The organism is Rhodanobacter sp. T12-5 (genome assembly GCF_008329435.1).
GTDB lineage: Bacteria > Pseudomonadota > Gammaproteobacteria > Xanthomonadales > Rhodanobacteraceae > Rhodanobacter.
The window spans coordinates 119,147-132,106 of record NZ_NPKN01000009.1; the positions used below are offsets into that span (position 1 = coordinate 119,147).

Annotated in this window: 11 protein-coding genes; 4 read left to right on the forward strand and 7 right to left on the reverse strand. The window is 66.1% G+C overall.

The genetic code is table 11. The annotated features are described in order from the left end of the window. Nucleotides 1-68 precede the first annotated feature (68 nt). The 5 genes from CIW53_RS16330 to CIW53_RS16350 all read right to left on the reverse strand — a co-directional run bounded on the left by CIW53_RS16330 (nucleotide 69) and on the right by CIW53_RS16350 (nucleotide 6,391). Nucleotides 69-941 (reverse strand): DUF72 domain-containing protein, encoded by an 873-nt coding sequence (locus CIW53_RS16330; protein ID WP_149365782.1) that lies wholly within the window; start codon nucleotides 939-941, stop codon nucleotides 69-71. Between the two features lie 320 nt (nucleotides 942-1,261). Beyond that, entirely contained in the window at nucleotides 1,262-3,073 is a 1,812-nt protein-coding gene (locus CIW53_RS16335; RefSeq protein WP_149365783.1) for a DUF885 domain-containing protein, read from the reverse strand. 148 nt (nucleotides 3,074-3,221) lie between these two features. Further along, a complete protein-coding gene (locus CIW53_RS16340) occupies nucleotides 3,222-3,581 on the reverse strand; it encodes a response regulator (RefSeq protein ID WP_172969708.1) in 360 nt (119 codons plus the stop codon). Nucleotides 3,582-3,649: 68 nt separating this feature from the next. Beyond that, nucleotides 3,650-4,852: a cation:proton antiporter gene (locus CIW53_RS16345; protein WP_149365859.1), complete on the reverse strand. Its 1,203-nt coding sequence runs from the start codon at nucleotides 4,850-4,852 to the stop codon at nucleotides 3,650-3,652. Between the two features lie 63 nt (nucleotides 4,853-4,915). Then, nucleotides 4,916-6,391: an MFS transporter gene (locus tag CIW53_RS16350; protein ID WP_149365785.1), complete on the reverse strand. Its 1,476-nt coding sequence runs from the start codon at nucleotides 6,389-6,391 to the stop codon at nucleotides 4,916-4,918. Nucleotides 6,392-6,572: 181 nt separating this feature from the next. Here CIW53_RS16350 and rnk point away from each other — a divergent pair, with 181 nt between their 5' ends. The 3 genes from rnk to epmA all read left to right on the forward strand — a co-directional run bounded on the left by rnk (nucleotide 6,573) and on the right by epmA (nucleotide 10,525). Then, nucleotides 6,573-6,980 carry a nucleoside diphosphate kinase regulator gene (gene rnk / locus CIW53_RS16355; protein WP_149365786.1) on the forward strand — a complete coding sequence of 136 codons (408 nt, stop codon included), beginning with the start codon at nucleotides 6,573-6,575 and terminating at the stop codon, nucleotides 6,978-6,980. A gap of 198 nt (nucleotides 6,981-7,178) precedes the next feature. Next, nucleotides 7,179-9,569, forward strand: coding sequence for an NAD-dependent DNA ligase LigA (gene ligA / locus CIW53_RS16360; RefSeq protein WP_149365787.1), 2,391 nt, complete (start codon nucleotides 7,179-7,181; stop codon nucleotides 9,567-9,569). After that, a complete protein-coding gene (gene epmA / locus CIW53_RS16365; protein ID WP_149365788.1) occupies nucleotides 9,569-10,525 on the forward strand; it encodes an EF-P lysine aminoacylase EpmA in 957 nt (318 codons plus the stop codon). Before ligA ends, epmA begins: the two co-directional genes overlap by 1 nt. A gap of 144 nt (nucleotides 10,526-10,669) precedes the next feature. On the opposite strand, the gene CIW53_RS18100 is transcribed toward epmA, so the two are convergent. Further along, nucleotides 10,670-10,804 carry a hypothetical protein gene (locus tag CIW53_RS18100; RefSeq protein WP_277949643.1) on the reverse strand — a complete coding sequence of 45 codons (135 nt, stop codon included), beginning with the start codon at nucleotides 10,802-10,804 and terminating at the stop codon, nucleotides 10,670-10,672. A 141-nt stretch (nucleotides 10,805-10,945) separates the two neighbouring features. Here CIW53_RS18100 and CIW53_RS16370 point away from each other — a divergent pair, with 141 nt between their 5' ends. Next, nucleotides 10,946-12,274: an MFS transporter gene (locus CIW53_RS16370; protein WP_149365789.1), complete on the forward strand. Its 1,329-nt coding sequence runs from the start codon at nucleotides 10,946-10,948 to the stop codon at nucleotides 12,272-12,274. Here CIW53_RS16370 and CIW53_RS16375 read toward each other — a convergent pair. Continuing rightward, nucleotides 12,271-12,957 (reverse strand): DUF2461 domain-containing protein, encoded by a 687-nt coding sequence (locus CIW53_RS16375; protein ID WP_149365790.1) that lies wholly within the window; start codon nucleotides 12,955-12,957, stop codon nucleotides 12,271-12,273. The genes CIW53_RS16370 and CIW53_RS16375 overlap by 4 nt on opposite strands. Between the last annotated feature and the right edge of the window lie 3 nt (nucleotides 12,958-12,960).

Here is a 12,960-nt window from a genome sequence, read left to right on the forward strand (position 1 = left end):
TACGGAGAGCGATTCCTGCTGCGGTGAGGAACCGTGTACTGGCCTGGTCGCGTGGTTGGGCGAGCAGATCACGATGGAAGCCTGGCGCGCAATCGCATCGCGTCGAAGGGCGCCTTCACCTTCGCGTCGTTGTCGAAGTAGCAATAGATGTCGCGCGATTTGCGCGCCGGTGGAGGTTGGCGGCTGGCGCGATTCCCGGTGCCGCGTGGCTGCTTGCCCTTCATCCATGCGCGGATCCGCCGTGCCCAGTCGCGCAGGGCGGCGTCGGTGTAGCCGCTTGCATAAATCACCTTGTCGCCGTGCAGCCGCATGTAGACGAATCCGCCGGTCACATCCTGCAGCTTTGGCCATTTCGACGCCGCATCGGAGACCACCAGCCCGACGCGGTGCCGGCGCAAAAGACGGATGAACGCCGGATCCTCGAAACTCTCGTGACGAATTTCGATGACATGGCGAAGGCGCCGGTTTCGATCGCCGGACAGGTCGCCGACGTGCCTGATGTGGCTGTCGTGGCGCCTGGCCAGGGACAGCGCGGTCTCGCTGTCCCTTGGCAACAAGGAAAGAAACGCGTCGAACAGCTCGTGGTCGTATTTCAGGCTGGGCGGAAACTGCCACAGCACGGGCCCCAGCTTTTCGCGCAATTCCAGCACGCCGGAGGCGAGAAAATTCGCCAACGGCGTTTCCACCTCACGCAGCCTGCGGATGTGGGTGATGAAGCGCGGTGCCTTCACGGCGAAAACGAAACCGCGAGGCGTATCGCGGTACCAGCGGCGCCAGCTGTCGGGATGCTGCAGCGAATAAAAGGAGCCGTTGATCTCGATGGTGTCGAACTGTCGCGAGGCGTAACGCAGTTCCAGCCGTTGCGGTAGATCTTCCGGATAGAACTTGCCCCGCCACGGTGGATAGCGCCAGCCGGAGATACCGATACGAACCTTGGCCATGGAATTTCCGCTGGCGCTGTCGATGCGATGACACTACCGGGCCGGTCGTCATTCCATGATGAAGGAACGCTGTGTCCAAAGAAGGCGCACGCAGCGGGGCCGGATATCGGGATTGGGTCGAAATGCCAACGCACCATCAAGAACGTGACGATCGTCGAAAACCCTGGTCGGAGCATCGCAAGCACGGATGTGTACGACGCACCAAAAAGCCACGCGATTAACCCGGCGGCCTGAAAGCGCAACGGCAACAATCGCGCCCGGCGTTGCCGGGAAGTCTCCCACGGACCTGACTACCCGGCGAACGCCCCGTCGCCATCTGTTTACCTGGACGGCGCAACCGCTTCCGTCCCCGCCGCATCCTTCGTCCACAGCTTCGCCTCCAACTTGCCACCCAGCATCTGCTGACGCACCAGCGGGATCGGCGGGCCGCCGTAGCTGAGGAACTGGTCGTGGAAGGCCTTCAGGGCGTTCGGGCCGGGATGCGCGGCGATCCAGTCCTGGCGCAGCTGCATGATCATCAGCTTGCCCATCGTGTAGTTGAGGTAAGCAGGGTCGTAGGTGCCGCGCGCGGCCTGCTGGCGGGCGTTGCCCGGATCCTGGAAGGCCTTGTCGCGGAACATCTGCTCGGACTGGGCGATGGTCATGCCGCCGGTGTGCAGACCGATGGCGGAGAGGTAGCGCACGTCGCGCAGGAGGGCGTTGGTGAGCTGGCCGATATGGACTTCCGGGGTGGCGCCGTCGAGGCCGGCGTCGAACATCATCTCCTCGGTGTAGTGCGCCCAACCCTCGGCGAAGGCGTAGCCGACGAAGAGCTGGCCGAACTTCCAGTGCGCACGGTTGGCGTGCAGGAACTGCAGGAAATGACCCGGCCAGACTTCATGCGCGGAGACGAACAGCAACGCGGCCTTGCCCGGCACGTAGGCGGCCTGGTCGGCTTTGCTCCAGGTCGGATCCGGCGGCGCGATGTAGTACACCGAGGGCAGGTTTTTTTCGTACGGGCCGGGGATCTCGATATAGGCGAAGTTCCAGCGGTTGAACGGCGGTGCTTCTTCGGCCTTGGCCTGCTCGGTGCCGGGAATGCTCACCAGGTCCTTGTCGACGATGAACTGGCGCAGGCTGGCGAGCTGCTTGCGCGCACCCTCGACGGCACCGCCCACGGGCTTGTCCGCGCTCTCCTTGGCGACGCACGCCTTGAGCGATTCCCCGGGCGTGAATTGATCGCAGGCGGCCTTCAGTGCGGCGAGATTGCGTTTCAGGTCCGACTCGCCGATGGCCTTGAGCTGATCCAGCGGCAAGTCGACCAGTTCGGTGGCGTGCAGCATCTTCGAGAATTTTTCGGCGCCCAGCGCGTAGTCCTGGGTGGCGTGCGGCTTCTGCGCCTTCAGCCAGTCGGCCAGATCCCGCGTGGCCTTGATCGCGGCGGCATTGCTGGCCTTGAAGCGCGCCTGCAGGGCGTCGTCCTTCACGTCGGCGAAGATGCCGGGTACGTCGTTCTTGAAGAACGTGGCGTAGCCGCCGAACGAGTTGACGCCCACATCGATGTAGGACGCCGGCAGCGGCAGCTTGAGGTTGGCCTTGATCTGGGCCAGTGCCTTGGGCAGCGCCTCCTGGTAGGTGACGAACGCCGCCATGCGCTGGGCCAGCGGCGCATATGGCCGGGTCAGGTACATGCTCGGCGACAGGTCGCCGGTGTAGAAAGCCGGGTTGCTGTACGGCGCGCCGGAATCTTCCAGCCAGAACAACTGGCCGTCGATCACCGCCAGCACGTAGTCGCGGTGGAAGCGACCTTGCGCGTCGAGCTTGTCATCGGTGAAGGCGGCGAACGTGGTGCGCTGTGCGTGCAGCCAGTCGGCGGTCGCCTTCAGGCCGGTCTTGCTGTAATCGGGCAGCTTGCCGTCGAACTCGTGCTTGCCGGCGTTGGCGGCGAACACCGGGTTGTGCTCGAACATGCCGTCGATGAAAGCGTCCACGGCCGACGCCAGCGCTGCGCTGTCACTGGCAGGCTTCGCCGATGCGACGGTGGATGTGGGGGCCGGAGCTGTCGTCTGTGCGGGAGGCGGCGCGTCGGGCGAGCAACCGGAGAGGAGGACAGTGACGACAGCGGACAGCGTGAGTACGCGGAGCGGGCGCATGGTCGATTCCCTGGGGATGGAAGCGCCGAGCCTAGGTGCTGCGGCGACAGGGCGCAATCCACGGCCATCGTCGCGATCGGCCCCGCATGACGTGCATCACACACGATTGCCTCGACTTGCTTCGGCCGGGCATGCCCCTTCAGGTTGCCTATTTTTCCACCGTCCGCAAGGCAGCTTCGATCGCTTCAACCAACTGCTCCCCGCCAAACGGTTTGCGCAGAAACACGCCGCGTTCGGGAATTTCGGCGCATTGGACCTCGGTGTCGGCAGTGATCACGACGACAGCCACGCCGGGATACTGCGTGATCGCCTTGTGGCAAAGGTCGAGGCCGGTGATGCTGCCGGTCAGGATGACATCGGCGATGATCACATCGATGCGGCTTTGGTCCAGCGTCGCGTTGGCACTGGCTGAGCCGAGCGCGAGGATCGTGCGAAAGCCGCCGACTGCCGACAGGTGAATGTCGATGGATTCCAGTACCAGGGCATCGTCGTCGACGACAAGAACCACCTTGCTTGTGTCCACGTTTATACCCTCGCTCTCTCGAATCCGCCCAGCATAGACCCAAACAAGTGCGTTCAACCGCGCACGTCGGGTATCTCGATGCCATCGCTCGCACTGCGCCTGAGCAACCACGCCAGTACCGGTGGCGTGACCATCGCGGTCAGCAGCGACATCGCCACGATGATGGCGTAGATGCGACCGTCGAAGACGCCGGCGGCCAGTCCCAGCGTGGCGACCACGATGCCGACTTCGCCTCGCGGCACCATGCCGAAGCCGATGATGGTGGCACTGCGCTGGCCCAGCGACAGCGAGCCCAGCCAGCCGCCGATGAACTTGGAGATGATCGCGATCACGGTGACCACGCCCAGCATCAGCAGGGTGTCGGCACTGGCCAGTTCGTGCAGGTCGACCTTGCTGCCGGTGACCACGAAGAAGAAAGGCGTGAGCAGCGCGAGCAGCGGTTTGGTTTGCTGTTCCAGGGTGTGCTGCTGGCGGGTTTCCGAGGCGATCATGCCGGCCAGGAAGGCTCCGATGATGGCGGCCAGACCGAACCGGGTGGACAGCCAGGCCAGCCCGAGGCACAACGCGAGCACGATCATCAGCGGCGAATGCGGGCCCAGCGGCTTGTCCAGCCAGCTGGAGTTCCAGCGCATGATGCGCGCACCGCCCCATCCGATCACCGCGATGAAACCGACCGCGCCGCCCAGCACGACCAGCAGGTGCGAGGCGTCGACATGGCCGCCGCCCTGCAGCGATACCACCACGCCGAGCAGCAACATGGCGAGGATGTCGTCGATCACGGCCGCGCCCAGGATCACCTTGCTCTCGATGCGCTGCAGCGCGCCAAGCTCCTGCAGCACGCGTGCGGTGATGCCGGCCGAGGTGGCCACGAACGCGGCGGCCACGAAGAGCGAGCGATCCCAGTTGAAGCCATTGCTGTGGGCCCACACGCTGCCCATGCCGAACGGCACCAGCACGCCGACCACGCCGACCACGAAGGCCACGGTGCCGACTTTCTTCAGGTCCTCCAGCCGCGTCTCCAGGCCCACGGCGAACAGCAGCAGGACCACGCCGAGTTCGGCCAGCACGTCAAGCGGCGTGCCGCTGACGATCTGTTCGGGTGTGATCCAGCCGAGCAGGGAAGGGCCGACCGCGCAGCCGGCGGCGATCTCGCCGACCACGCCGGGCAGCTTCAGCCGCTGCGCGATCTCGCCGCCGATCTGGGCGGCCACGAACACGATGAACAAGGTGAACAGGATGTCGCTGGCGTGATGCATGCGATGCGGACCCGGACGCTCGGCAGAGAGCATGCATGCTACATGCTGGCCAATGCGCGTCGATCAGTCGGTGATGGCGGCGCCGGGCAGCGGCCGATCGTGGCGCAGGCGGCCGAACACGCGGCTGGCCGCGGCGGTGATTGCGGCCAGCAGCAGCACCGTCCAGCGGAACGCCACCACGTAGTCTTCGTGTGCGTGGCCTTGCAGCATCGCCGCCATCAGCAAGGTGGACAACGCAATGCCGAAGCTCATCGCCAGGTACTGCACGGTGGAGGCCATCGAGGAGACCATCGAGGCGTGCCGGATGTCCACGTCGTTGTAGATCAGCGTGTTCATCGCGGTGTACTGCAGGCCGGCGAAAGCGCCATAGCAGAAGGTCAGCGAGGCGATCGCCCAGAACGGCGTGGTCGGCCCGAGCAGGGCGAATGCTGCCAGCAGCACCGCCACGATCACGGTGTTGCCGAGTAACAGGCGCCGATAGCCGAAATGCACCAGGGCACGATGAATCACCCACTTGGCGGTGATCGAGCCAAGCGCCTGCGGCACCATCATGAGGCCGGCCATCAACGGCGACCAGCCGCAGCCGATCTGCAGGAACAGCATCAGCAGCAGGAACATGCCGGAGATGCCCAGCCGGGTGAACAGGCCGCCGGCCAGCGCGACCCATACGCTGCGCACGCGCAGCAGCGCGAGATCCGCCACCGGGTGCTCGGTGCGTCGGCTGTGCCACACGTAGACGACGCCCAACAGCAACGCGACCATGCCGCACAGGCCGATCCGTTCCCACGGCACCGGCTTGCTGCCGGCCAGCTCGGATGCCGTCAGCAACAATGCCGAGGCGACGGCGAACAGCAGGAAGCCCGGCAGATCGAAACGATTGGCATGATCGAGCCGGTAGTCGGGCATGTCGCGCTTGTTCATCCACACCCCGGCGATCGCCACCGGCACGTTGATCAGGAAGATCAGCCGCCACGACGTGAACTGCACCAGCGCGCCGCCCAGCAGAGGGCCCAGCACCGAACCGAGCAGGCCGAACGTGGCGACGGTACTCATGGCGCGCACGAATTCGCGCTTGTCGATGCTGCGCACCAGCACATAGCGGCCCACCGGCATCAGCGAGGCGCCGCCGACACCCTGCAGCACGCGGGCAGCCACCAGTTGCGGCAGCGTCTGCGCAAGGCCGCACAGCAGCGAACCCAGGCCGAACACCACGATCGCAATGCCGAACACCCGTCGCGTGCCGAGCCGGTCGCACAACCACGGGCTGGCCGGGATCAGGATCGCCAGGGTGAGCACGTAACTGGTCAGGGCGGTACGCATCCCCAGCGGGGTCACCCTGAGCGCTTCGGCCATGGCCGGCACCGCGGTGTTGACCACGGTGGAGTCCAGCGCCTGCATGAAAAAGGCCGCGGCTACCAGCCACAGCAGGCCGCGGTAGCGCTCGCGCGATGAAATCCCCGGCGAGTCGGCTTCAACCGGCGTCGGGGATGAACCAGGGGAGGCGGCAGCGTGGGGATCTGCGGCGGCATGCGGGGACATTGGCGGATGATAGCTGCTGCGACAGCTTGCTTTCCGCGGCGAGCATCGGCAAGGTGAACCTTGTTTCATCCGCCAGTCATGCCCAGATAGTCATGACGGCCTCAACGACCACACGCGCCGGGGCGACTTCGTTCCGGCGTGTGCTTTTGTGCGGCTTGTGCCGCAAGTATCAGGAAAGCCCATGAGCAAGCCACCGATCACTGTTTCCCGTACCGATATCGATCGCATCGAAGCCTTGCTGGAGCGTCTGCCGGCCGCCGATGTCGAGCGGCTGGGCGCATTGCGCGCGGAACTGGACCGTGCCGACGTGGTTGAGCCGACAGCGATGCCGCGGGACATCGTGACGATGAACTCTACCGTCACGTTCGAGGACGAAGGCAACGCCGAAACGCTCACCCTGACCCTGGTGTATCCGGCGGCCGCCGGTGCGCCCGGCACGGTGTCGATTCTGGCGCCGGTAGGCAGCGCGCTGCTCGGGCTGGCCCGTGGCCAGCAGATCGACTGGCCCACGCCGGACGGCCGCGTGCGTCGCCTGAAGGTGCTGGAGATCAGCTACCAGCCCGAAGCGGCCGGACATCTGCATCGCTGAAACGTTTCGGCGTGAAATGATGCGCGAAGCCGACCTGAAGTCCGCCCGGCAGCCAGCTGATGATCAACCGCGAATGACGTTGCACGAACGGATCGCTGCTGCACGGAACGGCATCGGCCGTGCGCAGCCCGTTCCCGGCGGCGGGGCCGCTCGCCGTGCACGGGTATCGCTAAACTGGGCCGCAGCCAGGAGACCTGCATGACCGATCGCCCCGCCTCCGCCGACACCGTCGCCCGCGCCGCCGCGCTGCGGGCGCAGATCGAGCAGGCCAATTACCGCTATCACGTGCTCGACGATGCGGACATCACCGATGCCGAGTACGACCGGCTGATGCGCGAACTGGAAGCGCTGGAAGCGGAGCATCCGGCGCTCGCAAGCCCCGATTCACCGACCCGCAAGATCGGCGCACGGGCGCAGGGCGGCTTTGCCGAGGTGCGCCACGCGATTCCCATGCTGTCGCTGGGCAATGCATTCGAGCAGGACGGTGAGACACCGCGTGAGCGCTTCCACGAAGTGGCCGAGTTCGAGCGGCGGATCGAGCAGACGCTGGATCGGCGCAACCCCGTGTTTTCGGTCGAACCCAAGCTCGACGGCCTGGCGATCAGCCTGCGCTACGAGCACGGCCTGTTCGTGCAGGGCGCCACCCGCGGCGACGGCGAGACCGGCGAAGACGTCACCGCGAACCTGCGCACCGTGCGCGCAATCCCCTTGAAATTGCGCGGCAAGGGTTGGCCCGAGGTGCTCGAAGTGCGTGGCGAAGTGGTCATGCTGCGCAAGGATTTCGAGGCGTTCAACGAGCGTGCCCGCGCGAATGGCGAGAAGCCGCTGGCGAATCCGCGCAATGGCGCGGCCGGTTCGTTGCGGCAACTCGATCCGGCGATTACCGCGAAGCGCAGGCTGAGCTTCTTCGCCTACGCAATCGGCGTGGTCGAGGGCGGCGAGCTGCCGCCGACGCATTCGGCCACCTTGCAGCAGTTGCGCGAGTGGGGCTTCCCGGTGTCGCCGGAAGTGGCTACCGCACGCGGCTTCGATGGCCTGATTGCCTACTTCCACCGCATCGGCGGGAAGCGCGACAGCCTGCCGTACGACATCGACGGCGTGGTCTACAAGCTGGACGACTACGCCGGCCAGCGCGAGATGGGTTTCGTCTCGCGTGCGCCGCGCTGGGCGATCGCGCACAAGTTCCCGGCGCAGGAGCAAACCACGCGCCTGCTCGACATCGAAGTCCAGATCGGCCGCACGGGCGCGGCCACGCCGCGCGCGCGCATGGAACCGGTGCAGGTAGCCGGCGTCACGGTGACGTATGCCACGCTGCACAACGCCGATCAGGTCGCGCGGCTGGACGCGCGCGTGGGCGACACGGTAATCGTGCGCCGCGCCGGCGACGTGATCCCGGAAGTGGTGCGCGTGGTCGAAGACCTGCGCCCTGCCGGCACGGTGCCGTGGACGATGCCCAGGCATTGCCCGGTATGCGGTTCGGCGTTGATTCGCGAGGAGGGCGCTGCAGCCTGGCGTTGCTCCGGCGGTTTGATCTGCGCGGCGCAACGCAAGGAAGCGCTCATCCACTTCGCCTCGCGTCGCGCGATGGACATCGACGGCTTGGGCGAGCGTTTCGCCGAGGCGCTGGTCGAGTTCGACATGGTCAAGACGCCGGCCGATCTCTATCGCCTCTCGGTAGACGACTTCATCGACATGAAGCGGCGTGCGGACGAGCGGGACGGGACCACGCCGGAAACCGTGAAGGCCGGCAAGGTGGCGACCAAGTGGGCCGAGAACCTGGTCGCCGGGATCGAGGCCAGCAAACACACCACGCTGGCGCGCTTCCTGTTCGCGCTGGGCATCATGCACATCGGCGAGAGTACGGCGAAGACCCTGGCTGCATGGCTGGGCCGGCTCGACTTCGTGCGCAGCATGCCGGCGGCGGTGTTGCGGGTGCTGCCGGACGTGGGTGGCGAGGTCGCCACGTCGATCGCCAGCTTCTTCGCGCAGGAGGGCAATCAGCAGGTGGTCGACGCACTGCTTGCCGCCGGCATCACGTTCAGCGACGAGGCCGCACCTTCGGCCCTGCTGCGCGAGCGCCTGAATCTCGGCGTGCTGCTGGACATGGCCGGTGTCAGCAAGCTCGGCCCCAAGAGCTGCAAGCTGCTGGCGCAGCATTTCCCGACGCTGACCCAACTGCAGGCGGGCGGGGCGGCGCATTGGATCACCGCCGGCGTGCCGCAGGCCGCGGCGACGGGCCTGGAAAGCTTCCTGGCCGATCCGGTCGCACTGGCCGAATTGCGTGATGCCGAGACGGCGATGCGCCGCCTTCTCCACGCCATTCCCGCATCGGCAGGAATCACCAGGGCTCCGCTGGCCGAACACAGCTTCGTGCTCACCGGCACGCTGGCCACGCTCAGCCGCGACGAGGCAAAGGAGCGCCTGGAGGCGCTGGGCGCGAAAGTTTCCGGCTCGGTGTCGAAGAAGACCAACGTGGTGGTCGCCGGCGAAGCGGCCGGCTCCAAGCTGGACAAGGCGCGGGAACTGGGCGTGCCGGTGTGGGACGAGGCGCAGCTGCTGGCCCTGCTCGACGAACACGAGACCCGCTGATGGGTTCTGCTGCGCTTGCCGCCCTGCAGTTGCGCGCCCGGCTCTACGCGCTGATCCGCGCGTACTTCGCCGAACGCCAGGTGCTGGAAGTGGAGACGCCGATCCTGTCGGCGGCCGGCAATACCGATCCGAACATCGAGAGTTTCAGCACGCGTTTCAGCGGGCATGTCGATGCAGGCGCGCGTGAGCGCTGGCTGCGCACCTCGCCGGAATTTCCGTTGAAGCGGCTGCTCGCGGCGGGCGTCGGCGATTGCTACGAGCTGGGCCGGGTGTTCCGCAACGGCGAGGCGGGCGGGCGGCACAATCCCGAGTTCACCATGCTGGAATGGTATCGGGTCGGCTGGGATCATCGCCGTCTGATGCAGGAGACGATCGCGCTGGTCGATGCGGCATTGGCGATGGCCGAACGTCGTGCCGAGGTGGTGGTGACCAGCTATCGGCAACTGTTCCTGGACGGGCTGGGCATCGATCCGATGCATGCCTCGATCGACGAATTGCGTGCGCCGCTGGCCGAATACAACATCGGCCCGGATGGCCTCGGCCGCGACGACTGGCTGGACCTGCTGATCACGCACAAGCTGCAGCCTGCGTTTCCGCGCGACCGCATCACGGTGATCCACGACTACCCGGCGAGCCAGTGCGCACTGGCGAAGATCCGCCCCGGCGAGCCGCCGTTGGCCGAACGCTTCGAGCTGTACCTTGGCTGCTACGAACTGGCCAACGGCTATCACGAGTTGAACGATGCCGCCGAGCAGCGCGAACGTTTCAAGCGCGACAATGTCGTGCGCCGCGAGCGCGGCCTGCGCGAAATTCCGCTCGATGAAAACCTGCTGGGCATACTCGACGCGATGCCCGACTGTGCCGGCGTGGCACTTGGCGTGGAGCGTCTGCTGATGTGTCTGGCCGACACCGATGCGATCGCCGACGTGCTGGCGTATCCGTTTGCACTGGCATGAGTCATGACGCGCGACCACGTGGATTGCGCGTCATGTCGTTCGGCAAGGCTCAGGCTGAGTCGCCCCTGATTTCCGGCAGCGTCGCCTGGTCGCTCCACCGATAGCGGCAAATCAGCCCGCCGATGAGGCCGCCCGTGATCGGCATCACCCGGAAGGAACACGACTGGTGCATGGCCAGTCGCCCTGGAACGGCGCCAGGCCAATCGCGACGCAGGCGAAACCCATGGGTGCGCTCTTTTGCGTCGCGCCCATGATGATGAAGATGAAAAAGCCGGCCATCACCATCTCGCACAGCGCCGCGGTCCCGCTGAAGGCTGGCAAATCGGAAACCATTCGTGCCTGTCGGCGCCGGACTGATGAGTAACCCGGCTTTTGAGGTATGTTGCCGCGGCGGCCGTGCCGGCCAACAGGAACCGATCGATGATCGAGAGTAGCCCCGCGTTGCACCACGATATCAAGCCTGACCGGGCACTCGGTCGCCGTGACATACGCACGCTGACCCTCGCGGCGCTCGGTGGCGCGCTGGAGTTCTACGACTTCGTGGTGTTCGTGTTCTTCGCGATCCCGCTGAGCCATCTGTTCTTTCCGCCGGATACTGCGCCCTGGCTGGCCCAGTTGCAGGTGTTCGGCATTTTCGCGGCGGGTTACCTGGCGCGTCCGCTGGGCGGCGTGGTGATGGCGCATTACGGCGACAAGCGCGGGCGCAAGAAGATGTTCACGCTCAGCGTTTTTCTGATGGCGGTACCGACTCTGGCCATCGGCCTGCTGCCGGTGTATGCGCAGATCGGCATGCTGGCGCCGTTGCTGTTGTTGCTGCTGCGGGTGGTGCAGGGCATCGCGGTGGGCGGCGAGGTGCCGGGCGCATGGGTGTTCGTGGCCGAACACGTGCCGGCGCGGCGGGTGGGGTTTGCCTGCGCCAGCCTCACTTCCGGGCTCACGGTCGGTATCGTGATCGGTTCGCTGGTGGCGGCGGCGATCAACCGTGGGATGACGCCGGCGGCGGTGCTCGACTGGGGCTGGCGACTGCCGTTCCTGGCCGGCGGCTTGTTCGGGTTCCTCGCGGTGTGGCTGCGCCGCTGGCTCAGCGAGACGCCGGTGTTCGAGGCGATGCATGCGCGCAAGGAGCTGGCCAGCGGTTTGCCGTTGCGGCTCGTGTTCGAGCGACACCTGCCCAGCGTGCTGCTGTCGATGCTGGTGACCTGGATGCTTACCGCGGCGATCCTGGTGATCATCCTGATGACGCCGTCGCTGGTGCAGTCGGTGTTCCACATCGCGCCGGCGCGGGCCTTCCTCGGCAACAACCTGGCTTCGTTCGCACTGGCACTGGGTTGCCTGGGCTACGGCTGGCTGGCCGACCGGATCGGCTTTGCGCGCGCGCTGCTGTTCGGCGCGGTCGGGCTGCTGGCGTGCAGCTATGCGCTGTACTTCGACCTGCGCGCCGGCGCGGCGCATTTCCTGGTGCTGTATGCGTTGGCCGGATTTGCCGTCGGCGTGGTCGGCGTGGTGCCGGCGTTGATGGTGGTGGCGTTTCCGCCGGCGGTGCGTTTCTCGGGCTTGTCGTTCTCGTACAACATCGCCTACGCATTGTTCGGCGGCATCACGCCACCGTTGATCGGGTTGCTGGTGAAGCGCTTCGGCGTGCTGGCACCGGCGCATTACGTGGCGTTCGCCGCGTTGATCGGGATCGCTGTTGCGGCCTGGTCGCTGGCCGCACGGCGGGTCGAACAGACGACGTTGTCGGCCGGCTAGAACTCCAGTTCCTGTGCCGCGCACAGGTAATCGACCAGCGGCGCGGCGCGCTTGAACGTCGCCACGGTCCACGGCAGCAGTTCATCCGAGCAGGCCAGCGCCTCGTCGAAATTTTCGCCGACCGCGAAGTCCTTGCGCTTGAGATCGTCGATCAACTCGTGCGCGGCGTCGAATCCGCGCGGTGGCCGGCTCAGCGACTCGCCCCAGAACGCGAGGTGCTCGCGGAACGACTTGCTCTGCGTCGCCTTTTTCCAGGCCGCCGGGTTGTCGACGATGAAGTCGCGGATGCGTTTGAGCGCATCCGATTCGGGGTGCCACATGCCGCCACCGGCGAAGCAGTCGCCGGGCTGGATGTGCATGTAGAACGACGGTGCGGGGATCTCGTGACGGCGTTCGTGGAAGAAGCGCGAGCCCTGCCAGGGCTTGTACGGAAGCTTGTTGTTGGAGAAGCGCGTGTCGCGAAAGATGCGGAACAGCGAGCCGCCGTTCTTGCGCGGGTCGGCGCGGTAGTGCGGGCTGATCTTCGCCAGCGGTGCCTGCAGGTCGGTGATCAGTTCGAGGAACGGTTCGCGCACGTGGCGTTCGTAGTCGTCCTTGTGCGCATGGAACCAGTCGCGGCTGTTGTTGCGATCCAGCGCGCGCAGGAAGCGGAAGGTGGCGGGAGTGAAGTAGCTCTTGGGCATGGC

What these genes read in the sequence shown, in the direction of transcription:
- CIW53_RS16335 (WP_149365783.1), bottom strand. Translation starts at nt 3,073, where the DNA reads ATGCGCCCGCTCCGCGTACTCACGCTGTCCGCTGTCGTCACTGTCCTC.
- CIW53_RS18100 (WP_277949643.1), bottom strand. Translation starts at nt 10,804, where the DNA reads ATGGCCGGCTTTTTCATCTTCATCATCATGGGCGCGACGCAAAAGAGC.
- ligA (WP_149365787.1), top strand. Translation starts at nt 7,179, where the DNA reads ATGACCGATCGCCCCGCCTCCGCCGACACCGTCGCCCGCGCCGCCGCG.
- CIW53_RS16345 (WP_149365859.1), bottom strand. Translation starts at nt 4,852, where the DNA reads ATGCATCACGCCAGCGACATCCTGTTCACCTTGTTCATCGTGTTCGTG.
- CIW53_RS16350 (WP_149365785.1), bottom strand. Translation starts at nt 6,391, where the DNA reads ATGTCCCCGCATGCCGCCGCAGATCCCCACGCTGCCGCCTCCCCTGGT.
- CIW53_RS16370 (WP_149365789.1), top strand. Translation starts at nt 10,946, where the DNA reads ATGATCGAGAGTAGCCCCGCGTTGCACCACGATATCAAGCCTGACCGG.
- CIW53_RS16330 (WP_149365782.1), bottom strand. Translation starts at nt 941, where the DNA reads ATGGCCAAGGTTCGTATCGGTATCTCCGGCTGGCGCTATCCACCGTGG.
- rnk (WP_149365786.1), top strand. Translation starts at nt 6,573, where the DNA reads ATGAGCAAGCCACCGATCACTGTTTCCCGTACCGATATCGATCGCATC.
- epmA (WP_149365788.1), top strand. Translation starts at nt 9,569, where the DNA reads ATGGGTTCTGCTGCGCTTGCCGCCCTGCAGTTGCGCGCCCGGCTCTAC.
- CIW53_RS16375 (WP_149365790.1), bottom strand. Translation starts at nt 12,957, where the DNA reads ATGCCCAAGAGCTACTTCACTCCCGCCACCTTCCGCTTCCTGCGCGCG.